The sequence below is a fragment of the Agromyces capsici genome, from assembly GCF_058349965.1.
In genome coordinates this window covers 1,857,223-1,879,665 of the sequence record NZ_JBYRET010000001.1, presented here as the reverse complement: position 1 = coordinate 1,879,665, position 22,443 = coordinate 1,857,223, and the positions used below count along the sequence as shown (strand labels likewise).

Annotated in this window: 15 protein-coding genes; 2 read left to right on the top strand and 13 right to left on the bottom strand. The window is 67.1% G+C overall.

Annotated features, from left to right (window positions below):
- Nucleotides 1-156: 156 nt before the first annotated feature.
- The 3 genes from AC3RKB_RS08865 to AC3RKB_RS08855 all read right to left on the bottom strand — a co-directional run bounded on the left by AC3RKB_RS08865 (nt 157) and on the right by AC3RKB_RS08855 (nt 2,949).
- Entirely contained in the window at nt 157-852 is a 696-nt protein-coding gene (locus tag AC3RKB_RS08865; protein ID WP_491435718.1) for a hypothetical protein, read from the bottom strand.
- A gap of 169 nt (nt 853-1,021) precedes the next feature.
- Nucleotides 1,022-2,074 carry an ImmA/IrrE family metallo-endopeptidase gene (locus AC3RKB_RS08860; RefSeq protein WP_491435717.1) on the bottom strand — a complete coding sequence of 351 codons (1,053 nt, stop codon included), beginning with the start codon at nt 2,072-2,074 and terminating at the stop codon, nt 1,022-1,024.
- 5 nt (nt 2,075-2,079) lie between these two features.
- Nucleotides 2,080-2,949, bottom strand: a complete 870-nt coding sequence (locus AC3RKB_RS08855) for a hypothetical protein (protein WP_491435716.1) — start codon at nt 2,947-2,949, stop codon at nt 2,080-2,082.
- Nucleotides 2,950-3,460: 511 nt separating this feature from the next.
- On the opposite strand from AC3RKB_RS08855, the gene AC3RKB_RS08850 reads away from it, so the two are divergent.
- The gene (locus AC3RKB_RS08850; protein ID WP_491435715.1) at nt 3,461-3,697 is read left to right on the top strand and encodes a hypothetical protein; all 237 of its coding nucleotides are present in this window, start codon (nt 3,461-3,463) and stop codon (nt 3,695-3,697) included.
- A 556-nt stretch (nt 3,698-4,253) separates the two neighbouring features.
- Here AC3RKB_RS08850 and AC3RKB_RS08845 read toward each other — a convergent pair.
- From AC3RKB_RS08845 to nrdH, 5 genes are all read right to left on the bottom strand, one after another.
- Nucleotides 4,254-5,903: an AIPR family protein gene (locus tag AC3RKB_RS08845; protein ID WP_491435714.1), complete on the bottom strand. Its 1,650-nt coding sequence runs from the start codon at nt 5,901-5,903 to the stop codon at nt 4,254-4,256.
- Between the two features lie 100 nt (nt 5,904-6,003).
- A complete protein-coding gene (gene nrdF, locus AC3RKB_RS08840) occupies nt 6,004-7,023 on the bottom strand; it encodes a class 1b ribonucleoside-diphosphate reductase subunit beta (RefSeq protein WP_491435713.1) in 1,020 nt (339 codons plus the stop codon).
- Nucleotides 7,024-7,133: 110 nt separating this feature from the next.
- Complete coding sequence (nrdE, locus tag AC3RKB_RS08835) at nt 7,134-9,239, bottom strand: class 1b ribonucleoside-diphosphate reductase subunit alpha (protein WP_491436794.1); 2,106 nt, start codon at nt 9,237-9,239, stop codon at nt 7,134-7,136.
- Nucleotides 9,240-9,274: 35 nt separating this feature from the next.
- Nucleotides 9,275-9,700, bottom strand: coding sequence for a class Ib ribonucleoside-diphosphate reductase assembly flavoprotein NrdI (gene nrdI / locus AC3RKB_RS08830; protein WP_491435712.1), 426 nt, complete (start codon nt 9,698-9,700; stop codon nt 9,275-9,277).
- A 51-nt stretch (nt 9,701-9,751) separates the two neighbouring features.
- Nucleotides 9,752-9,985: a glutaredoxin-like protein NrdH gene (gene nrdH / locus AC3RKB_RS08825; protein ID WP_067945991.1), complete on the bottom strand. Its 234-nt coding sequence runs from the start codon at nt 9,983-9,985 to the stop codon at nt 9,752-9,754.
- A 522-nt stretch (nt 9,986-10,507) separates the two neighbouring features.
- Between nrdH and AC3RKB_RS08820 the strand changes: the two genes are divergently transcribed.
- Nucleotides 10,508-11,329, top strand: coding sequence for an alpha/beta fold hydrolase (locus AC3RKB_RS08820; protein ID WP_491435711.1), 822 nt, complete (start codon nt 10,508-10,510; stop codon nt 11,327-11,329).
- Nucleotides 11,330-11,582: 253 nt separating this feature from the next.
- Here AC3RKB_RS08820 and AC3RKB_RS08815 read toward each other — a convergent pair whose 3' ends face one another.
- From AC3RKB_RS08815 to AC3RKB_RS08795, 5 genes are all read right to left on the bottom strand, one after another.
- Nucleotides 11,583-17,051 carry an alpha-L-arabinofuranosidase family protein gene (locus tag AC3RKB_RS08815; protein ID WP_491435710.1) on the bottom strand — a complete coding sequence of 1,823 codons (5,469 nt, stop codon included), beginning with the start codon at nt 17,049-17,051 and terminating at the stop codon, nt 11,583-11,585.
- A 329-nt stretch (nt 17,052-17,380) separates the two neighbouring features.
- Nucleotides 17,381-18,418, bottom strand: a complete 1,038-nt coding sequence (locus AC3RKB_RS08810) for a LacI family DNA-binding transcriptional regulator (protein ID WP_491435709.1) — start codon at nt 18,416-18,418, stop codon at nt 17,381-17,383.
- Between the two features lie 127 nt (nt 18,419-18,545).
- The gene (gene yjfF / locus AC3RKB_RS08805; protein WP_491435708.1) at nt 18,546-19,652 is read right to left on the bottom strand and encodes a galactofuranose ABC transporter, permease protein YjfF; all 1,107 of its coding nucleotides are present in this window, start codon (nt 19,650-19,652) and stop codon (nt 18,546-18,548) included.
- Nucleotides 19,649-20,692 (bottom strand): ABC transporter permease, encoded by a 1,044-nt coding sequence (locus tag AC3RKB_RS08800; RefSeq protein WP_491435707.1) that lies wholly within the window; start codon nt 20,690-20,692, stop codon nt 19,649-19,651. Before AC3RKB_RS08800 ends, yjfF begins: the two co-directional genes overlap by 4 nt.
- A complete protein-coding gene (locus tag AC3RKB_RS08795) occupies nt 20,689-22,326 on the bottom strand; it encodes a sugar ABC transporter ATP-binding protein (RefSeq protein WP_491436793.1) in 1,638 nt (545 codons plus the stop codon). The genes AC3RKB_RS08800 and AC3RKB_RS08795 overlap by 4 nt, the downstream gene beginning before the upstream one ends.
- Nucleotides 22,327-22,443: the final 117 nt, after the last annotated feature.

Below are 22,443 nucleotides of genomic sequence, written 5' to 3'. Positions count from 1 at the left end.
GGAAACAGATCAGCAACCTCGACGTGCGACCTAGCCCCCGGGAGTAAGGCGAACTTCTTCACATTGGCCCTGGCACCGGTCGCTGCCCCCCAGATGCCGAGAGATTCCTCGATGCGTGCGTAGCCGCAGACAGGTGTCACATACCGACAAGGCCGCTCAGCGCTCCGTACCCAAACTCCCGGTGTCTGCGTCGAGGATCTTGTACATGGCCTCCGGGTCTCTCAGAGTCGCTTCGTCGATTCGATTGGCGGCCATTTCCTTCGAGCTGAGAGCTCGCACGCGTATGTGCACCTTACCGTCTGCGTCTTTGAACTGGGCATATTGAAGCGATCCGAGATCCATCGCAACCGAATCCGCGTGCTGCGTCGATGTTGCCGCGTCGGCAAAAGCGGTCGCATAGTTCTTAGCGTTCTCCGATTGCGCCTTTTCCACCGTCATCGCTTCAGCGGCCTGGTAAAGCTGACTTGCCAAGAGCCGCACTTGTCGCTTCTGGGCGAACTTCGTGCCCCAAGCGCGAAGCTTGAGGAAGATCGAGCCGCCGTCGACGCTCATCACAGCATATGAGTCAACACCGAGCTTGGGAAATAGCGCTTGCACGGCGAAGTAGATCCGGAAAGCGGCGAGCGCATCATCAGTCCCGATGTAGATCTGGAATACCCGGACGCTCGGCTTAGCAGTTGGCTTGCCGCCATCCCGGGTCCGCAGCACTTTTGGCTGTCCATACTGGACCGTGCGTTCCGTCCCGGTTCTGGCGCCACCAATGACAATCTGACTCTTCTTGCCATCGTCGCGACGGCTGGCGCCGCCAATCCGCGCCGCCGCGGATCTACGCTTGCTCAATTCCTCAGCCATGGACAGAATCTATCGGCAAGGAACCAATGCACTGCGGACGAGTGACTTGAACACTCCGGCTCCAGGCGGCCGACGGCCAATCGGGCGGTGGCCCTGGCGCCGCCGAGTCCATCGCCGATCCGCGGCGGACGTGGTAGTGATAGGGCGCGTTGGTTCACGTTCGGCGCGTCTACGGGCATTCATGCAGAGCGGGGTTCTCCTGCTCGGCCATAGTCAGTTCCAGCCAACAGTTCTCGCAGACCGGCGCGGGTTTCGGCTCGCAGACGCACCCATTGCAGTTGGGGCACTTCGGCGTATTGCAGCCGGAGCAGACTGCGACAGTCTCGTTCACGGCGAAGATGTGCCCGCAAGCCTCCCTTGGGCATTCATAGTCGTCGAGACGATCCCAGACGGTGCGGCGGCCGAATCGGCGCATCGGCCGAATGACCGTGAAGGCGTATGCCCAGGTGTGATCGAGTGAGAGTTCGGCGGTCAGTTCGCGCTGCGCCCATCCAGAGATCGACTGAAGGCCTTCGCTCATGTCGCCGATTGCACTGCCGTCACCTTCGAACGCATCGACGATGAGCCGAGCAATGCCGGGCTGTATGCGACCCCGCGCCGGGGCAAAGACGTCGTCGCCGCAAGCTCTCGCGAAGGTGACGATGCCCTGATGATCGGTGACGACGACGGTCGCCTGCTCGTGCTCGGGTGCGACCTCGACGGCGCGCATCGCGACCGCTGCACGCGAGGCACGGACCTTGCCATAGACGTCGCTGAGGGCGCGAGCGGTCAGCCAGCTCGAATCGAGCGACATGGTGTCGACTGGGATCAGCACCTCCGCAGCGAAGGCATCGGCCACGCGCTCCTCGAGTCTCCCCCCAGCCTCGCCGGGAAGGCTGTAGCGGACATTCGCCCACTCGAGATGCTGGCGCTGGACGTGGTGGCCGAGCTCGTGCAGGATCGTGAAGCTGTCGCGCTCGGTCGTAAGGGCGGGATGCACGAGGATCGTCGACTGTCCGGTCGGGCGGAAACGGTAGTAGCCGAAGACCGAGCATCCTGCTTTCGGGTTCATGTCGTATTCGACGGTCACCTCGGGGTGTCCGTGCAACGCACCTTCGGGATTCTCGCCGAGTGCCGGCAGGTCGAACGCCGCCCGTTCGACTTCAAGCCGAACCAGCTCAGCCGCGATTCGTCGGTACCGCTTCTCGGCCGCCCAAGCGCGAAAGGTCTCCTCAGCCGTCATCTCGGTCAGGCTTCGTCTGCGTCAAGGAGTCTATGAATGGCGGCATCCAACCGCGCCCGCGTACTGCCGTCTGAGCGTGCTGCAAGCGCGAACTGGCTGCGCACCAAGGACCGAGCACGCGCCTCATCAAGCCCGCGTCGGCGCCCGATCTCCAGGACGTCGTCCTTGATCTCCGGCGAGAGCATTTGGAGGGTCGTATCGTCCTTGCGGTTCAGAAGGAGTTGCTCCGCCGGCAGGTCGACCAGTCTTGACAGCGTGTCGAGCTGCTCGGGGGTGGGCGTAGCCTCGCCGCCGAAAAGGCTGACCGCCTCGGGAACGGTCACGCCGAGCGCCTCGCGAAGATCGATGAGCTGTAGGCCCAAGGCGCGGAGTGACTCCGGGTCGAGTGGGGTCTCTCCTGGAACTGGCTCCGGCCACACATGCCCGTTGATCGCTTCCCATTGATCGACCATCTCGTCGCTGACAGCGTGGCGGTCGGCTTGGTCGACATTCGCGTCGGCGAAGGGCAGCACCGGGTCGGTGCCATCTTCGAATGCGGAGAGCAGCAGAATCATGGTCCGCTCGGAGAGCGCTGGGCCGAACCGGCGGTGCAGCAGGTGCATTCCCACCCCCGTCTCACGGGATGGCCAGACGGCGACCGCCCCGATCGGCGAGGTGTCGAGCCGGACCGCCGGCGGGAAGACCGGATCGCTCGCCAGCGTAACGGGCCACGCGAGCACGAACGACGACGCGACACCCGAAACGACGGCGAGGCCGAGTGCCTCGCCGTCCCAAGACAGCAGCCACAGGTCCCCGAGACTGGGTGGGGCGTAGGTTGGTCGCAGCCAAACCTCCTCTGGCACGCCAGAAGGGGCCTGCTCGAGGCTTAACGGCATAGTGCTCCCCTCCGCGGCTCGAATGAAGCAAAGTCCGACACCGTATCACGCTCCTCCGGCCGCGCCCGGCTTCGGGCGATTCCTGTAGTGGTCGAGCACATGCGTTCGCAACGGCTCTGGCAGGGTCGCCAGGTACCGGCAGAGCGTCTCGTGACCGGTCCATCGCTTCTTCACGGACCGTAGGAAGCGGTACGACCACCAGCCGTCCTCCGTGAGACCGAGATCCCGGCGCCTCGGGCTGTGAAGGTCGACAGCCGGGTCGTAGGCGCTCGTCGTGCGGGCCATCGCCTTCCACACATAGGCGTCGTGGGGCTGTTCCGCCACACAAACCATTCGACGAGGGGAGTTCTTCCGATCGCGCTCAGTAGTTGTGCTCGGGTCGACATTGTAGAGGTCGCCGCGCCGCGCCGTATTACCCGCCATACCGCGATCGTACTGCCCAGTAGTGACACGGCTCATCGACCTCGGCCGACGACCGCTCGATGGCGTGAAATCCCACTACGCTCTACACGTGGACAATGTAGTGCGCATCGATTTTCACGAGCAAGATCAGCAATGGACCGTGACGCTGATAGACGTCGACGGGACGGCTCGTCCCGGAGAACCGTTTCCCGCATCCGGTCACGAACGCTTTTCGAAGCTTGAGCAGGTTCTCTCCCGACTGAAGACACTTGGCTACCGGCCAAAGCACATTCCCTACGACAAGCCAAATGCAGACCGGTACAGCTTCCAGGTCGAGCCCGGCTAGCGGAGCGGCTGCGCGGAAGCGCGTTCGATCAGAACTCTGCAGCCAAGTGTCAAGCGATGTCCATCCAAGCGGCGACCCTGCGTCGAGGACTCCCCGATCCGGCGCGGATCTCGCGCCGCGGGACAGTACGTCGTGGGAGGATGGCGCGATTCGCTATTGATCGCATCCTCGCGGAAGTGCGAGCCAGTCTGCCACCTTCTGGCCCTTCGCCTCGGCGCGACCTCGGCGATCTCAGTCGCGATCTCCGCGATGGTGTGCGTATCTGGGGACCGCGCGAGCTTGTCTGCTAACTAGGGAGATTGGTTTCCGGCTCAACCGCGCGCCTCGGTGTGATGGTCGTTGCGGCCGGTCTACGGCCCCGCGCACGAATGAACTATGGACGTCGGTGAGCGAGCCGAATCCGTAGTTCTCACCCGATGCGACGAGCGACGACGAGTAGCGATTTGCCAGACTAGGGCCGCTACGCCAGCGAGAGCACCAACCCACGCGGCGACATCAGTTGCGTTCACCGTGCCGGACGCTATCGCAACCGTGCGACCCCAGGGAAATCGAAGCCTCAGGTGAGCCCTGCCGCCTTCAATAACTCTGCGCAACGAGTCTGATTCTTGAAGACATTCCCCGGGTATGAGTTGTCCGGGAACTCCGCGTAGAGCGCATCGAGAATCGACACGGCTTGGTCCGGAATACTCGCCAGCACTGCGTCGAAGTCGAAGTCCGGGTCGCTGAGAGATTTCCGCCCGACGGAATTCAACAAGACGTGGGCGATAACCCGGCTCCCGTGGATCGCAACCCCGCCGCGCAGGCCGTCGTTCCCCTTGCTTTCGTGCAACAGCGCCTGATCAACGGCTCTCACCAAGTCCACCGCTCGGTGCAGGGTCAAGCCGTTGACGCTCGGGTTGAAGATTGCCTTATAAGGCCCCGATTCTCTGTCAAAAAGACGGGAGACCTCTCGTTTCGCAAGAACCGCATTCGCCAGGTCTTCGGACGCGCATGCGAGCGCGACTGCGGCCTGACGAGCGTCAATGACTTTGGTGAGATCGTCAGTCGCGGGCAGTTCGCCCGAACGAAGGATGTACTCGTAGCCAGCGAGACGCAATTCCTTCACAAGCCGATGCTGCTCTGCGTCGAGAAACACGAAATCTTGAGACGAGACGACGTTCTGAGTATTCGCGTAGCGGGTGACCCGACGGGCGAGCTCAGGGTCCTCGTTGTCGACCTGAATCACTCGGATACTTACGTACGCCGCCTCGAGTTGCGCCTCAAGTCCCTGACGCTGGGCGCGACCCAGAGTCGATGCCGTCTGCGCGCCATTCACAATGCTGGCGTTGCGCAATCGCAGGAAGACGGCGTCGCGGGACGCGGCGCCGGCGAGGCTCCGTTCGATGTCCGAAGCAAGCACCGTGATTCCGTTGTTGTAGTACCAGAACCTTTCGGGCTCTGACTGCAACGTGCGCAGTATCTCCTCATTGATCTCGGACTTCGGCAGGACGACTCGGATGTTCTCCGCAAAGAGGGCAGAAGAGTGCTCCAGAAACCAGGCTGCGACCTGGCTCGCGTTCACACGGCCGTAGAAAGACGGGACGGGCTCGGGATTCTTGCCCCAATCCAGCAGTTGGAGATCGAGATCTACGTCCTTACGATCCGGCTGTGATAGGGCATCGAAAAAGTTGGATTGAGTAAGCGTCGTTGCCTCGGCGATTGGGTTCCCGTCGCCGACGTCATTCAGAACAGAAAGCAGCGTGTCAATTGGCTCGCGAACGACGTGAGCAAGTTCGTTCGCGGCCGTCGTCGCCAAGATCATTCGGAAGTGACCGCCTGGAGTTTGCATTGCACTCCGGACTGCCGCTTTAGCCTTCGGCGAGCAGGTCGCGATTCCAGATGAATCGATGTCGAGAAGAGATCGCGCACCATTGACGAACTTGAGCACCGAGCCCAGATCGATCGAACCTGTCCCGTCCGCCCGCCACTTCGATTGGACGATCACTACAAGATTGGTAAGTGGATCAACTGCAACCGCATCAATCCCGCCGTCGAGCTCGCCGTCCGTGATTTCGATCAGCGTCGCACCGTCCGCCGCTCGATCTCCGAGCGTTAGATCGATCGCGTACCGCGCCAGCAGGCGAGAGAGGTTGTTCTCATCGCTGAGTCTGGAGTCCCAGTCGTCGGGCGCGTAAGCGCTACGCAGGTGGGTCTCGATCTGACGCACGTGCAAGAGGCTCATCTGCAACTTTCCGTATATGTTTGGTGCGTCGTGACCATGGGATGACCGGACGCCCGAGTCATCCGGTCATTCATTCCCTGGAGACTTAGAAGTCCCAGTCCTCGTCCTCCGTGACGACGGCCTTGCCGATCACGTACGACGAACCCGACCCCGAGAAGAAGTCGTGGTTCTCGTCGGCGTTCGGCGAGAGGGCCGCGAGGATCGCGGGGTTCACGTCGGTGACCGTCTTCGGGAACATCGGCTCGTAGCCGAGGTTCATGAGTGCCTTGTTGGCGTTGTAGTGGAGGAACTTCTTGACATCCTCGGTGAGGCCGACGCCGTCGTAGAGGTCCTGCGTGTACTGCACCTCGTTGTCGTAGAGCTCGTAGAGCAGCGAGAACGTGTAGTCCTTGATCTCCTCGCGCTCGGTCTCGGAGACCCGCTCGAGGCCCTTCTGGAACTTGTAGCCGATGTAGTACCCGTGCACGGCCTCGTCGCGGATGATGAGGCGGATCAGGTCGGCCGTGTTGGTGAGCTTCGCGCGGCTCGACCAGTGCATCGGCAGGTAGAAGCCCGAGTAGAAGAGGAAGCTCTCGAGCAGCGTCGAGGCCACCTTGCGCTTCAGCGGGGAGTCGCCCTGGTAGTACTCCATGACGATCGCGGCCTTCTTCTGCAGGTTCTCGTTCTCGACCGACCAGCGGAACGCCTCGTCGATGTCCTTCGTCGAGCACAGCGTCGAGAAGATCGAGGAGTAGCTCTTCGCGTGCACCGACTCCATGAACGCGATGTTCGTGTACACCGCCTCCTCGTGCGGGGTCAGCGAGTCGGGGATCAGCGACACCGCGCCCACCGTGCCCTGGATCGTGTCGAGCAGCGTCAGGCCCGTGAACACGCGCATCGTGAGCTGCTGCTCCTCGGCGGTGAGCGTGTTCCACGACTGGATGTCGTTCGACAGCGGCACCTTCTCGGGCAGCCAGAAGTTGTTCACGAGACGGTTCCAGACCTCGAGGTCCTTGTCGTCCTGGATGCGGTTCCAGTTGATCGCGTTGACGTGGTCGACCAGCTTGACCTTGCCCTGGTGGGCGGGGTCGTTCGTTGCCGAGTTGACCGGGTCGGTGAGGGTCATGTCAGTTCCTTCTGGGGGCGGATGTCGCGAAGTGGAGTTGTCGGGCGGTGGGGCGGGTTTCGAGACGGCGCTGAAGCGCCTCCTCAACCCTCACAAAACGTGAGAGATGCTCACAAAGTACAGGAGACGCACATGTCGAGCTCCGTGCCCTCGAGCGCCATCTGGCGCAGCCGGATGTAGTAGATGGTCTTGATGCCCTTCTTCCACGCGTAGATCTGGGCCTTGTTGATGTCGCGGGTCGTCGCGGTGTCCTTGAAGAACAGCGTGAGCGAGAGGCCCTGGTCGACGTGCTGCGTCGCCGCGGCGTAGGTGTCGATGACCTTCTCGTAGCCGATCTCGTACGCGTCCTGGTAGTACTCGAGGTTGTCGTTCGTCATGAACGCCGCCGGGTAGTAGACGCGGCCGAGCTTGCCTTCCTTGCGGATCTCGATCTTCGACGCGATCGGGTGGATCGACGCGGTCGAGTTGTTGATGTACGAGATCGAGCCGGTCGGCGGCACCGCCTGCAGGTTCTGGTTGTAGATGCCGTGCTCCATGATGGAGGCCTTCAGCTCCTGCCAGTCGTGCTGCGTCGGGATGTGCACGCCGGCGTCGGCGAAGAGCTCGATCACCTTCGGTGTCGAGGGCACCCACGCGGCATCCGTGTACTTGTCGAAGAACTCGCCCGACGCGTACTTGGAGTCCCAGAAGCCGTCGAAGACCTCGCCGCGTTCGATGGCGATCGTGTTCGACGCCTTCAGCGCGTGGAACAGCACCGTGTAGAAGTAGATGTTCGTGAAGTCGACGCCCTCTTCGCTGCCGTAGAAGATGCGCTCGCGGGCGAGGTAGCCGTGCAGGTTCATCTGGCCGAGGCCGATGGCGTGCGACTTGTCGTTGCCGTCTTCGATCGAACGAACCGACGAGATGTGCGACATGTACGACACCGCGGTGAGGCCCCGGATGGCGGTCTCCACCGTCTTGCCGAAGTCCGGCGAGTCCATGGTGTGCGCGATGTTCAGCGACCCCAGGTTGCAGGAGATGTCCTTGCCGATCTGGTTGTAGCTGAGGTCCTCGTTGTAGGTGGTCGGGGTGTTGACCTGCAGGATCTCCGAGCAGAGGTTCGACATGTTGATCCGGCCCTTGATCGGGTTGGCCTTGTTCACCGTGTCCTCGAACACGATGTAGGGGTAGCCCGACTCGAACTGGATCTCGGCGATCGTCTGGAAGAACTCGCGCGCGTTGATCTTCGTCTTCTTGATGCGCGGGTCGTCGACCATGGCGCGGTAGTTCTCGGTGATCGGCACGTCGCCGAACGGCTTGCCGTAGACGCGCTCGACGTCGTACGGCGAGAAGAGGTACATGTCCTCGTTGTTCTTCGCGAGTTCGAACGTGATGTCGGGCACGACGACGCCGAGCGACAGGGTCTTGATGCGGATCTTCTCGTCGGCGTTCTCGCGCTTGGTGTCGAGGAACCGCATGATGTCGGGGTGGTGCGCCGACAGGTACACCGCGCCGGCGCCCTGGCGCGCGCCGAGCTGGTTGGCGTAGCTGAACGAGTCCTCGAGCAGCTTCATGACCGGGATGATGCCGCTCGACTGGTTCTCGATCTGCTTGATCGGCGCACCGGCCTCGCGGATGTTGCTGAGCAGCAGTGCCACGCCGCCGCCGCGCTTCGACAGCTGCAGCGAGGAGTTGATGCCCCGCGAGATGGATTCCATGTTGTCTTCGATGCGGAGCAGGAAGCACGAGACGAGCTCGCCGCGCTGCGCCTTGCCCGTGTTGAGGAACGTCGGCGTGGCCGGCTGGAAGCGGCCGCCGATGATCTCTTCCACCAGGTCGATCGCGAGCTGCTCGTCGCCCCCGGCGAGGCCGAGCGCGGTCATCACGACGCGGTCCTCGAAACGCTCGAGGTACCGCTTGCCGTCGAACGTCTTGAGCGTGTAGCTCGTGTAGTACTTGAACGCGCCGAGGAAGGTCTCGAAGCGGAACTTCTTCGAGTACGCCAGGTCGTTGAGCTTCTGGATGAAGTCGAACGAGTACATCTCGAGCACCTCGGGCTCGTAGTACTCCTTCTCGACGAGGTAGTCGAGCCGCTCCTTGAGGGAGTGGAAGAAGACCGTGTTCTGGTTGACGTGCTGGAGGAAGTACTCGCGCGCCGCCTCACGGTCCTTCTCGAACTGGATCTTGCCGTCCGGACCGTACAGGTTCAGCATCGCGTTGAGGGCGTGGTAGTCCATGCCCGCGTTGCTGCTGCGCGGTGCGTCGATGACGCTCACGCCACTGTCGTTGCCGGATGCTGCTGCGTTGACCAAAATGCGTCCAATCCCTCGTCGACGGCGCGAACGTCGTCGGGTGTTCCGAATACTTCGAAGCGATACAGGTGCGGCACGTGGCACTTCGCGGCGACGATGTCGCCGGCGAGGCCGTAGGCCGTACCGAAGTTGGTGTTTCCGGCGGCGATGACGCCGCGGATGAGCGCGCGGTTGCGCGGGTCGTTCAGGAACCTGATGACCTGCTTCGGGACGGCGCCCTTGCCGTCGCCTCCGCCGTAGGTCGGCACCACGAGCACGAACGGCTCGTCGGCGACCAGCGGCGCATCCTTCGCGTGCAGCGCGATGCGCGTCGCCGGTCGCCCGAGTTTTTCGACGAAGCGCGCGGTGTTGCCCGACACGCTCGAGAAGTAGATGAGGTTCGTCATTGCTGCTCCAGGTTCCGCATCACGACCCCCCGGTCGCTGCTCCCGGGAGCGTTACGCGAGCCGGCTCGCCAGCTCGTCGATCTTGTCGGGGCGGAAGCCCGACCAGTGGTCTTCGTCGGTGATGACGACGGGGGCCTGCAGGTAGCCGAGCTCCTTGACCGCGGCGAGCGCGGTCTCGTCCTGCGAGAGGTCGAGCACCTCGTACTCGATGCCCTTGCTGTCGAGGGCGCGGTACGTGGCGTTGCACTGCACGCACGAAGGCTTGGTGTAGACCGTGACCGTCATCTCGAAAACCCCTCTTCTCTGGCTCCTGAGGAGCCACTCCCCCGGTGTTGCCTGGTGTTCTTCAATACTACATCTAGTGTCTGACCAACGGAACGACCCCAAGATGCTGTAGTTACATTCGTGTAGTTTTCCACCGCGTTCTCCACCGCTCATCCCCAGCCCAACCGGGGCGTGATCGGCGGATTTCCGCGGTTCGGGTCGGAGTTGTCCACAGGCCCGCTCGTTCGAGCGGATTCCACCTGTGAGCAGATGCCGGGCGTGTCGCGGCGTGTCGCCCCATCCCGACATGTGGGCCCCACCGCCCACCCGACCCCTACATATGGTGTTGTCGCGAACTCCATGCTTCCACCACCCACCGACATTCGATCCCGGATGCCTCGGCGCGTCGCCGCCCATCCGGCCGCACAGTTCCCCGAGCCCCGCGGGCGCGAGCGTGCACCCCCTGTCGGACGTCGGCCCGCGCGGGTAGCGTGGCCCGCGGACCCGAACCGACGCAGTACCCGAACCTGCGAGGAGGACCGCATGTCCCCGTCCCACATCGTCATCTCGCGCGACGGCACGTCGATCGCGTACGACCGCGAGGGCAGCGGGCCGCCCGTGATCCTCGTGGGCGGCGCGTTCCAGTTCCGCGCGTTCGACCCGACGACGAAGCATCTCGCGAAGCTGCTCGCGGCCCGCGGCTACTCGGTGATCAACTACGACCGGCGCGGCCGCGGCGAGAGCTCGCACGACGCGACGATGACGCTCGCCGACAACATCGCCGACCTCTGGGCGATCGTGAGCGAGCTCGAGCGGGTCGGCGACGCCGACGCGGGCGTGGCGCTGTTCGGCAACTCCTCGGGCGGCGCGATCGCACTCGCGGGCGCGGCCGCCGGGCTCCCGGTCAACGCGCTCGTGGTGTTCGAGGTGCCGCTCGACGCCGAGGGCGGCAGCGAGGGCGCGGAGTTCCTCGCGGGCCTGCGCGAGCGCATCGCGGGCGACGACCCCGACGCGGTCGTCGAGTACTTCATGAAGGACATGCCGCCCGAGTGGCTCGCGCAGTCGAAGGCGAGCCCGTCCTGGTCGCTCATGGTGCGCATCGGGCCGAGCCTCGAAGCGGATGCCGAGTCCCTCGCCTGGACCCAGTCCGCGCCGCACGCCGAGCTGTTCGGCCGCGTCGCGGCCCCCGCCCTCGTGCTGGTCGGCGAGGAGACGCTCGACGTGATGGGCCCGGCGGCCGACGCGATCGCGACGGCCCTGCCGAACGGCGAGCGCCGCGCCATCCCGGCCGCCCAGCACCAGTGGCAGCCCGATGTCATGGCGGCGACGATCGCGGACTTCCTGGACTCGAACATGCCGCGCTGACCGTTCGTGAGGGTTGAGGCGCTCGAAACCCGGGTGCGCGAGGGCGTGGGTTTCGAGACGGGCGCTGAGCGCCCTCCTCAACCCTCACGACGGACACCGCCGGGTTTCGAGACGGGCGCTGAGCGCCCTCCTCAACCCGCACGACGGACACCGCCGGGTTTCGAGACGGGCGCTGAGCGCCCTCCTCAACCCTCACAGACGAGGGGCGCCGCCCGCCGAAGCGGACGGCGCCCCCGTCACGGGATGACTCGGCTCAGCCCGTCGTGCAGAGCTCGCCGTTCAGCGTGAACGCCTCCGGCGACGGGTTCGCACCCCCGTTCACGCGACCGTTGAAGCCGACCTCGATGCTCGCGCCCGGCTCGATGTGCCCGTTCCACGGCAGGTTGGTCGCCGTCACCGACGCGCCATCCTGCGACCAGATCGCGTCGCGGCCGTTCTTCACGGTCTGCGAGCCGTCGAACTCGAAGCCGAGCTCCCATCCGTCGATCGGCGCGTCGCCGGTGTTCGAGATGGTGAGCGTCGCGTCGAACGCCTTCTTCGAGTTGCCCTCCACGGCGTAGGCGACCTCGCACGTCGGCACGTGTTCGGTGAGCGTGAGGAACGTGATCGAGTACGCCGGGAAGTCGTACGTGAACTCGTTCGCGCCGCCATCCCATTCGCGCTCGACCGGCACCAGGTGCTCGGGGTCGGCCTTCGTGTTGACCTCGCCCGGCGAACCGACCATCTCGGTCACCGCGACCTCGTCGTCGACGACCATGCCGCCGGTCACCGATACCGCCGTGCGCGCGGTCGCGCCCGTCGGGTTGACGACCTTGAGCACCGTGTCGCCGGTCTCCTCGTGGTGCGTGACCACCTGGTAGAGGCCCTTCGCGCTCGGCTCGGTGTAGGTGAGCTGCAGCTCGCCGTCGAGGTAGAGCGAGATGGTCGAGCCATCCACGACGACCTTCACCGTGTAGTCGCGACCCGTCTCGATCGAGCGGTTCTCGACCGCCGCGACCTCGTTGGCCGAGCCGCCCGACGCGTGCTGGAGTGCCATCCGGGTGTTGTTCCACCCGCCGAGGTTCCACCAGTAGTAGTCGTTGGCGCCGCCGGCGGCGAAGCCGATGAGGAAGCCCTCGCGCCCGGCGAGCTTGCGCGCGTCGAGCTCGAGTGTGTAGTTCGACCAGTCCTGCGCGTACGCGTCGGGTGCGAGCGCCCGGGCGTCGTTCACCGAGGTCGACGACTGCACGTACTCGCCGCCCTGCACGGCCCAGCTGCCCGAGACCGGCGACCAGTCGGTGCCGGCGTCGAACGACTGGGTGTACAGCGCCTCGCCGGTCGCGTTCGACGTGACGCGAACGTCGTCGTACGCCGCGCTTGTCGACCACGTCGAGAGGAACACGCCGCCGTCGAGCACGTTCGCCGGCACCGACTCGGTGTGGGTCGACGGAACAACCTCGTCGCCGACGTTCGTCATGAACATCTGCTGCGTGTAGTAGTTCACCGACCCCCACGACTCGTCGTTGTCGAACCACATCATGTCGGGCGCCCACTGCACGTGGTCCTCGTTGGCGAACATCGGCGCGTACGAGGCGAGCTCGACGAGGTCGGAGTTGCGCTCCAGGCCCGTCATGTACGCCGCCTCGGCGAGCGCGTTGCCGAACGTGTTGCCGCGCGAGGCGTACTCGCCGAGGAACACGTGCGGACCCTCGCGGTCGTACGCGTCGTACCGCTCCGAGTTCTGCAGGAACCAGGCCGGGTCGTTGTAGTAGTGCTCGTCGACCATGTCGACGCCCTGAGCCCGGTTGAACTCCCACAGCTCGTCGAAGCGCGCGCCCGTGTCATCCGGCCCCGAGTTCGAGATGATCGTGATCTCGGGGTAGGCGGCGGCGATCGCGTCGCGGAACTTCGGGAAGTTCGCCTGGAACGTGTCGGTGTTCTCCTCGTTGCCGAGGCCGATGTAGCGCAGGTCGAAGGGCTCCGGATGTCCCAGCTCGGCGCGCTTGGCACCCCAGACCGTGGTCTCGGCGTCGCCGGTCGCGAACTCGATCAGGTCGACCGTGTCCTGCACCCAGCGGGCGATGCGCGCGTCATCCGTCATCTCGGGGATGGCGCTGCCGCAGCCGTTCGCGCCGACCGACACCACCGGAAGCGGTGTCGCCCCGAGGTCCTCGGCCCACATCAGGTACTCGAGGTACCCGATGCCGTACGACTGGTTGTAGCCCCAGAAGTTCCAGTTCGTCGGGCGCTCCTCGACCGGTCCGATGGTCTCCTTCCACTGGTAGGTGCGACGGCGGTCCTGCCCGTCGGACTCGAGGTAGGTGTCGAACGTGCCGACGTTGGTGACGCAGCCGCCGGGGAAGCGGAGGAAGCTCGGGTCGAGCTCCGCCACCTTCTCGGCGAGGTCCTTGCGCAGGACGCTCTTGCCGTTCACCGGGCCGACCCACGTGTCGACCGGGAACAGCGAGACCATGTCGAGCTGCACCGAGCCCGCGGCGCCGGTGAGCACGACCAGGCGGCCGGCGTCGGTCGTCGCGTTCGCGGTGAGCCGCACCTCGGCCTGGCGCCAGGCGTCGTCGCCCGCGACCGAGACGGTGCCGACGGCGAACTGCTGCGTGCCATCCGCGTTCTCGACCGCGACGGTCAGCTGCTGGGCCGTCGCCGAGCGCGTCCACACCGAGAAGTCGTAGCTCTCGCCCTCCTCGACGGCAACGCCCCGGTTGAACCCGATGTTGCGCACGCCGACGCCCGCCGCGTTCGCGGTGATCGTGAGCGAGGCGCGGTTCGAGTCGTTCAGCCAGCGGGCGCGGTCGCTGCCGACCGCGATCGTGCCGATGCCGCCGCGCTCGACCTTCTGCCACGCGGTGAGGCCGTTGAACGACGCGTTGTCGGCCGTCGAGAACTCGAACGAGCGGTTGCGGACGAGCTCGGCGTAGAGCCCGCCGTCGGCCGCGTAGTTGATGTCCTCGTAGAAGATGCCGTACAGGTCGTCGCTCATGTCGGTGCGCTCGGCCGCGGTGTCGATCGCGATCGAGTGCTCGGCGATCTCGACCGGCACGATGGTCAGCCGCGCGGCATCCGCCTGGCTGCCGATCACGAGGCGGCCGTCGGCGTCGACGGCAGCGAAGCCGTCGCCGTCGCCGCCGTCGGCCGTGCGCAGCGCCACCTTGCCGCCGCCCACGTCGGTCAGGCGGAACCCGGTCGGCTCGTCGCCTTCGCTGCCGAACACGACCCGGCCGTCGCGCACGACCACCGGGCGGTCACCGCCCTGCTCGCGCAGGGCGATGGGGCGAGCGGATGTCGCGTCGCCGGCGAGCTCCTCGGCCGTGAAGGCCAGCTCGGCGAACGGGCGCTCCGCGACGAAGCCGATCGACCCGTCGCTGCCGACCTCGGCGAGGTGCGACCCGTCGCCGTCGCGGGTCAGCGTGAACGCGCCATCCGGAACCAGGTCGGCACCCTCGGGCTCGACGAGCGCGAAGTAGTCGAACGTCGCCTCGTGACTGGGCGCGCCGCCGGCGGCGAGCGCGTACAGGCCGATGCGGGTCACGTCGAAGCCGACGGTGGCGCGAGCCGCCTCGGCCCACTCGAAGCCGGTCCAGTAGCTGGTGACGATCTCGTCGCCCGTGCGCTGCACGCGCAGGTACTCGTGCGTCGAGCCCGGTCGCGCGGTGAAGGTCGAGCGGTAGACCGCGTTCTCCTCGACGCCGTTCTCGATGACGGTCGGGCCGCCGGGCGCGAAGCTCACGTTGGTGAGGCCCGCCCGCACGTAGTCGTCGAGGTCGGCCATCGCGATGAGGCCCGCGCCCTGGAAGTTCGTCGTCACCGGCCCGGTGACCGAGGTGTACGCGGTGAAGTCGCCAGCGGGCACGTCGACGAGGAACACGTTGTCGGCCGTGTTGTCGCCCTGGTACGTGTCGCCCGCCTGCGAGTGCAGCGTGAGCGCGCCCGGGTTCTCGGTGAGCGACCAGGCGCTCGCGACCTCGGAGACGATGCTCCAGCGGTCGCCGAGCGAGTCGCCGTCGAACTCGTCGACCCACGCGCCATCCGGCAGCACCGGTGCCTTCGGGCTCGCGACCGTGACGGCCGCCGTGCCCGACGTGCCGCGGGTCGAGCTCGCCGTGATCGTCGCGGTGCCGTCGGCGACCGCGGTGACGAGGCCGTTCGCGTCGACCGTCGCGACCTGCTCGTCGCTCGAGGTCCACGTGACGCTGCGGTCCTCGGCGGTGACGGGCGTGACGGATGCCGCGAGCTGGCGCGTGCCGCCGGGTGCGAGGTTCGCCTCGCCCGGCGTGACCGTCACGGCCTCGACGAGCGCGTCGGGCTGGTAGGCCTCGAGCAGGCGCTGGTACTCGCTCGCCGTGACCGGGATCACGGTGCCATGGCGCGGACTCTCCGGGAGCTGCGCGTCGGGCACCGCGGTCCACGCGGCGCTCGCGAGGTCGTTCGTCTCGAAGAGCATGTACCCGTTGCCGCCGTGGTACGAGGGCTGGTCCTGCAGCAGGTACCACGTGTCATCCGTGTTGCTCTGGAAGATCGACGGGCCCTCGCCGCCGGTGAACGTGCCGCCCCACGGGTTCGGCTGGCCGAAGCCGATGCGCTCGGCCATGAGCTCCCAGCCGTCGCCCTCGGTCACGCCCTGCGTGCGGCGCAGGTCGGTCGAGCGCTCCTGGCGCATGCCCATGTACGACTCGTCCTTGGTGAGGCGGTAGTAGGTGTCGCCGTCCTTCGCCACGGTCGAGTCGATCATGCCGCGGCCGGCGCCCTGCGGCTCGTCGATCCAGACCTGCGGCGCCGAGAACGTGACGAAGTCGCGCGTCGTGGCGTACATCATCCGCTGGTAGCTCGTGGAGATGTCGCGCTGCTCGGGCGGCAGGTCGGCCGGGTAGAGAGCCGAGGCCCAGTACACGACGTACTCCCCCGCCGCCTCGTCCCAGTACGCCTCGGGCGCCCACGTGTTGCCCGCGTTCTCGGGGGCGACGACGACCTCGCGCTGCTCCGACCAGTTCACGAGGTCGGTCGATTCCCAGACCATGATCGAGCGACTGCCGGTCTCCTGCGCCGTGCCGAAGTCGCCGCCGCCGTAGATCTTCAGGTCGGTGGCGATGAGGAAGAAGCGGTCGCCCTCGGGGCTCCGGATGATGAAGGGGTCGCGCAGGCCCTGCTCGCCGAGCGTGGAGGCGAGCACCGACTCGCCGTCGTTGAGGCTCATCCACTCCTCGGGGTCGTTGCCGACGCTCGCGGCGAAGTAGATCTCCTCGCCGTCATCGGTCGACTCGCCCACGAAGTGCGGGAAGAAGTAGGCCGAGTACGGCTCGGCCTCCGGGAGGGGCTCCACCGTCGCAGCGTAGTCGTGCGTGGCGGTCTCGCCGCCGAGCGTGGCGGTCGCGGTGAGGGTGACGGATGTCGCGTCCGCGCCGGTGGCCGGACGCGTGACGACGCCGCCGGTCGTGATCACATCCGGCGCGCTGGATGCCCAGCTCAGCGCCGCGCCGCCTTCGCCCGTGGTCGGCAGCGTGAGGTTGCCGCGCACGTCGTCCAGGTGCGGGATCACGACGCCCGCCGCCGCCTCGGCGGCCGGGCTCTCGACGGCCGCCGCGATGGTGGCTGCGCCGAGCGGCGCGATCAGTGCGAACGCGAGGGCGCCGGCGAGCGGCAGCCTCGTGGATCGCGTACGGGTGCGCCGCGCGTCGGGCGCTCCCTCACGGCGCCGCGGATGCGCGCGCCCGGTGGCTCTGGTCGTCATCGACCGTCCTCGCTCTCTTCATCGGGAGTGGGTGGGTGGAGCACAAGAATGTGAACGTGTTAGCGCTCACAATTGTGAACGCTAACAGAAGGGCGGATGGCGCGCCAGACGCGATTCACGGTCGGTCGATCAGCGCGAGCCACAGCCCCGAAGTGGTGCCGTGCGCCTCGGCCGGTGCGAACCAAGATCCCGAGTGTTGCCGTTCGCGCCGAGTGTTGCCGCTCGATCGGTCACACTCGGCGCGAACGGTAACACTCGGCAGGGAGGCGTGGGCCGCCCGACGAGGCGTCACCGCACCATCCGGTGACGGTGTGAGGCGCGGAACCGGCTCAGGAGGTGACGGCCGCCCGGTCGCGCGTCGGCGCGGCCGTGCTCGTGCGCACGACGAGGTCGGGCACGCGCGGCGCGGGCATCCGGTCGTCGTCGCCCAGCACCGCGAGCACGCCCGCCATGGCGTCGCGCCCGAGCGCGTCGAAGTCCTGCCGCAGGGTCGTGAGCGGCGGCGCGAAGAACGCCGCCTCGGGGATGTCGTCGAACCCGACGATGCTCACGTCGCCCGGCACCGACAGGCCCGCCTCTGAGAACGCGTGCATGACACCGAGCGCCATCTGGTCGTTCGAGACGAACACCGCGGTCATCTCGGGATCGGCCGCGAGCGAGCGCCCGTGCACGTATCCGCTGCCGGGCGACCAGTCGCCGACGAGCGGCTCGCGCGCCGCCAGGCCGTGCTCGCCGAGGGCGGCGCTCCAGCCGCGCACGCGCTCCGCGGCATCCATCGCGTTGGTCGGCCCCGAGACGTGGCGGATCTCGCGGTGCCCGAGCCCCACGAGGTGCTCGACCGCGAGGCGCGCGCCGGCGTACTGGTCGAGCCACACGCGGTGCATCGAGCCTCGATCCTCGGATGCCACGGCGACGACCGGCACCCCGAGCTCGATGCCGTCGAGCGCGTCGAGCGCGGCGCGCTGCGCGGCGATGAGCACGATCGCCTCGACGTTCTGCCGCACCAGGAGCTCGGCCGTGGAGCGCATGCTCGCGGCATCCGTCTCGAGCATGCTGGCCGTGATGACCGCGTACCGGGCGTCGCGCGCGGCCTCGTTGAAGTGCAGCGCGGTCGACGAGGGCCCGTAGTCGGGCGCGCCCGTGACGATCAGCCCGAGCGTGCGCGTGCGCCGGGTCACGAGCGCCCGCGCGGCCGGCGACGGCACGTACCGCAGCTGCTTGATGGCCTGCTCGACGCGCGCCCGAGTCGCGGGGCGCACGTTCGGCAGGTCGTTGAGCACGCGCGACACCGTCTGGTGCGACACGCCGGCGAGCCGGGCCACGTCGAAGATCGTCGCGGCCCGGGCCTTGTCGTCGTGATCGCTCACTCGCTGCCTGGCTCCCTGCCTCGCGCCCTCGGCGCGCTCGTCATGTCGATTATCCCGCCCGGACCGGCCGGAACGGGGAGGCGGAGGGCCCGCAATCGGGGGCGGGCCCTGCGCCATCCGCTGCGCCTCAGCGCCGCCTGGCCGTGAGCACCTTCTGCAGGATGATGAACACGAGCAGCAGCGCGCCGATGAAGATCTTCGTCCACCACGACGAGAGGGTGCCCTCGAAGGTGATGATCGTCTGGATCACGCCGAGCACGAGCACGCCGAGCACCGAGCCGAGCACGAACCCGTACCCGCCGGTCAGCAGCGTGCCGCCGATCACGACCGCGGCGATCGCGTCGAGCTCGGTGCCGATCGCGGTGAGCGGGTAGCCCGACAGCGTGTAGAAGGTGAACAGCACGCCCGCGAGGCCCGAGCAGAAGCCCGAGATCACGTAGACGAGCACCTTGGTGCGCGCGACCGGAAGGCCCATGAGCAGGCCCGACTGCTCGCCGCCGCCGATCGCGTAGACGGTGCGACCGAAGCGCGTGCCGTGCAGCACCCATACGGCGAGCGCGACGACGACCAGCGCGATGATCACGCTCGGGGTGATCGACATGCCGCCGCCGAGCGGGATGCGCGAGACTGCGAGCTGCACGAAGGTCGGGTCGGTGATCGAGATCGAGCTCTGGCTGATCACGTAGCAGAGGCCGCGCGCGAGGAACATCGCCGCCAATGTGGCGATGAACGGTTGCACCTTGAACACGTGGATCATGAGGCCGACCAGCAGGCCCAGCACGCTCGTGAGCACCAGGATCAGCGGGATCACGACCCCGGGCGACCATCCGGTCTGCAGCAGGCTCGCGGCGATCATGCCCGACAGCGCGACGACCGCGCCGACCGACAGGTCGATGCCGCCCGTGAGGATCACGAACGTCATGCCGACGGCGAGCACGATGAGGTACGCGTTGTCGACGAGCAGGTTGAGGAACACCTGACCCGAGAAGAACCCGCGGTAGCGGATGCCGCCGATGACGAAGACCGCGACGAACAGGATGGCGGTGACGCTCACCGGCCCGTACTTCGGGCTGGTGAGCAGCGCGGCGGCCGCGCGGCCGGCGCGGGCGATGGGGTTGCCGGATGGCGCGGGGCCGGTGCCGCCGGGCCCGCGCGGCGGTCGCGGCGCGCGGCGGGCGGGCCCGCGGTCGGCGGGGCGCGAGGCGCGCCCGGGGGCGTCGAGCAGCTCGGTCATGATGCGGCGAGCCCCTTCCCGGCTCGGACGGCGAGGCGTCTGCGGAATGCGCTGAACGCCTCGGCCGTGGTGGGCGATTGGAGCAGGCACACGACGGTGACGACCGCGGCCTTGAACACCATGGTCGCGATCGGCGGGATGCCGACGGTGTAGACGGTCGTGACGAGCGTCTGGATGACGAGGGCGCCGACGAGCGTGCCGAGGAGCGTGTACCGGCCGCCGGCGAGCGACGTGCCGCCGATCACGACGGCCAGGATCGCGTCGAGCTCGATGAACAGGCCCGTGTTGTTGGCATCCGCCGCCGCGGTGTTCGCGGTGAGGATGAGGCCCGCGATCGCGGCGCACAGCGCGCAGAACGTGTAGACCGCGAACAGCAACCCGCGGGCGCGGACGCCGGCCTGGCGGCTGGCCTCGGGGTTGATGCCCACCGACTCGATGAACATGCCGAGCGCGGTGCGCCGCGTGATGAGCGCCGCCAGGCCGAACACGACCGCCGCGATGATCACCGCGATCGGCACGCCGAGCCAGAACCCCGAGCCGAGGAACTTGAACGGCGGGCTGTTCACCGTGAGGATCTGGCCCTCGGTGATGAGCATCGCGACGCCGCGCCCTGCGGTCATGAGGATGAGCGTGGCGATGATCGGCTGGATGCCGAGCACCGCGACGAGGAACCCGTTCCACACGCCGAGCAGGAGCGAGATGAGCAGCGCGACGGAGACCGCGACCGCGACCGTCGCGAGGTTCCCGGGCTCGGGCGAGCCGAGGATGATCGAGCAGGCGACGGCGCCCGAGATCGCTGCGACGGCCCCGACCGACAGGTCGATGCCGCGCGTGGCGATGACCAGCGTCATCCCGACCGCGATGATCAGCGTCGGCGCGCCGTTGCGCAGGATGTCGATCAGGCTGCCGAACAGCTGCCCGTCGCGCACGGTGATCGTGAAGAAGCCGGGGAACGCGACGAGGTTGATCGCGAAGAGGACGAGCAGCATCACAACCGGCCAGAACAACCGGTGCGACACGACCTTGGCGAGCACGCTCATCGCGGGCCTCCTTCGGTGTGGTCGGGGCGGGTGGGGGTCGCGGTGGGGGCGGCACCGGATGGCGCGACCGCCGCGTGCGCGATGGCACCGGATGTCGCGACCGCCGCCGCCTCGAGCTCCTCCAGCGCCTCGTCGTCGGACGCGACCCGTCCGTCGGCGATGAGACCGAGCAGCGAGTCGACCGTGAGCCCGTCGTTCTCGAGGTCGGCGACGACGTGCCGGTCGCGGAGCACGACGACGCGGTGGCTGAGCCGCAGCACCTCCTCGAGCTCGGCCGAGATGAACAGCACGCTCATGCCGTTCTCGGCGAGATTGAAGACGAGCTTCTGGATCTCGGCCTTGGCCCCGATGTCGATGCCGCGGGTGGGCTCGTCGAGGATCAGCAGGCGGGGTGCGATCGCGAGCCACCGCGCGAGCAGCACCTTCTGCTGATTGCCGCCCGAGAGGTTGCGCACGAGCGCGTCGGGGTTGCCGGGTCGGATGTTGAGGGCCTGGATGTAGCTTTGGGCGAGCTCGTCCTGCTTCTTCTTCGGGATCGGACGGAACCAGCCGCGGTCGGCCTGCAGGGCGAGCACGATGTTGTCGCGCACGGTGAGGTCGCCGACGATGCCCTCGTCGCGCCGGTTCTCGCTCGAGAACGCGATGCGCTTGGAGATCGCCTGCCGCGGGGTGCGGAGCTTCACGGCCTCGCCGCGGATCGTCAGCTCGCCCGTGTCGGCGCGGTCGATGCCGCCGAGGAGGCGCGCGAACTCGGTCCGCCCTGAGCCGAGCAGGCCCGCGAGGCCCACGACCTCGCCGGCTGCGATCGGCAGGTCGGCCGGGTTGATCGCGCCGCGCCGCCCGAGCTGCGTCGCCGAGACGAAGGTCGCGCCATCCGAGTCGTCGACGACCACCGTGTGGGCGCGCTGCTCGAGCTCGTCGAGCGCCGTCAGCTCCTTGCCGATCATCTTCTGCACGAGGTCGATGCGCAGCAGCTCCTCGACGAGGTACTCCCCCACGAGCTGGCCGTTGCGGAGGACCGTGAGCCGGTCGCAGATCTCGTACACCTGGTCGAGGAAGTGCGAGACGAACAGGATGGCGACGCCCTGGTCCTTCAGCGAGCGGATGACGCGGAACAGCTCGGCGACCTCGTCGGCGTCGAGCGACGAGGTCGGCTCGTCGAGGATCAGGACCTTCGCGTTCACGTCGATCGCGCGGGCGATCGCGATGAGCTGCTGCACCGCGAGCGAGTGGTCGCCGAGCAGCGAGCCCGGGTCGATGTCGAGGTTGAGCCCGGCGAGGAGTTCGGCCGACCGACGGCGCATCGTGCGCCAGTCGATGCCGCCGAAGCGGCGGGGCTCGCGGCCGAGCATGATGTTCTCGGCCACGGACAGGTTCGGCAGGAGGTTGACCTCCTGGTAGACCGTCGAGATGCCCGCGGCCTGCGCCTGGGCCGGTCCGCTGAACGAGACCTGCTGGCCTGCGAGCGTGATCGTGCCGGCGTCGATGCCGTAGACGCCGGTCAGGGCCTTGATGAGGGTCGACTTGCCGGCGCCGTTCTCGCCCATGAGCGAGTGCACCTCGCCGGGGAACATGCGGAAGTCGACGCCGTCGAGCGCCTTCACGCCCGGGAAGCCGATCGAGATGCCGCGCATCTCGACGACCGGCACCGGTGCCGTCGCTGCCGCGGCGGGTTCGGTCTGCTGGGTCACGATTGCTCTCCATCGAGTTGTGAGGGTTGAGGAGCCGCGAAGCGGCGTCCGGCCTGTGTG

Bases quoted from the DNA above. Each gene is read 5' to 3' on its own strand.
- nrdI (WP_491435712.1), bottom strand. From the start codon at position 9,700: ATGACGAACCTCATCTACTTCTCGAGCGTGTCGGGCAACACCGCGCGC.
- nrdF (WP_491435713.1), bottom strand. From the start codon at position 7,023: ATGACCCTCACCGACCCGGTCAACTCGGCAACGAACGACCCCGCCCAC.
- nrdE (WP_491436794.1), bottom strand. From the start codon at position 9,239: ATGGACTACCACGCCCTCAACGCGATGCTGAACCTGTACGGTCCGGAC.
- AC3RKB_RS08855 (WP_491435716.1), bottom strand. From the start codon at position 2,949: ATGCCGTTAAGCCTCGAGCAGGCCCCTTCTGGCGTGCCAGAGGAGGTT.
- AC3RKB_RS08860 (WP_491435717.1), bottom strand. From the start codon at position 2,074: ATGACGGCTGAGGAGACCTTTCGCGCTTGGGCGGCCGAGAAGCGGTAC.
- yjfF (WP_491435708.1), bottom strand. From the start codon at position 19,652: ATGACCGAGCTGCTCGACGCCCCCGGGCGCGCCTCGCGCCCCGCCGAC.
- AC3RKB_RS08820 (WP_491435711.1), top strand. From the start codon at position 10,508: ATGTCCCCGTCCCACATCGTCATCTCGCGCGACGGCACGTCGATCGCG.
- AC3RKB_RS08815 (WP_491435710.1), bottom strand. From the start codon at position 17,051: ATGACGACCAGAGCCACCGGGCGCGCGCATCCGCGGCGCCGTGAGGGA.
- nrdH (WP_067945991.1), bottom strand. From the start codon at position 9,985: ATGACGGTCACGGTCTACACCAAGCCTTCGTGCGTGCAGTGCAACGCC.
- AC3RKB_RS08795 (WP_491436793.1), bottom strand. From the start codon at position 22,326: ATGCGCGGCATCTCGATCGGCTTCCCGGGCGTGAAGGCGCTCGACGGC.
- AC3RKB_RS08800 (WP_491435707.1), bottom strand. From the start codon at position 20,692: ATGAGCGTGCTCGCCAAGGTCGTGTCGCACCGGTTGTTCTGGCCGGTT.
- AC3RKB_RS08865 (WP_491435718.1), bottom strand. From the start codon at position 852: ATGGCTGAGGAATTGAGCAAGCGTAGATCCGCGGCGGCGCGGATTGGC.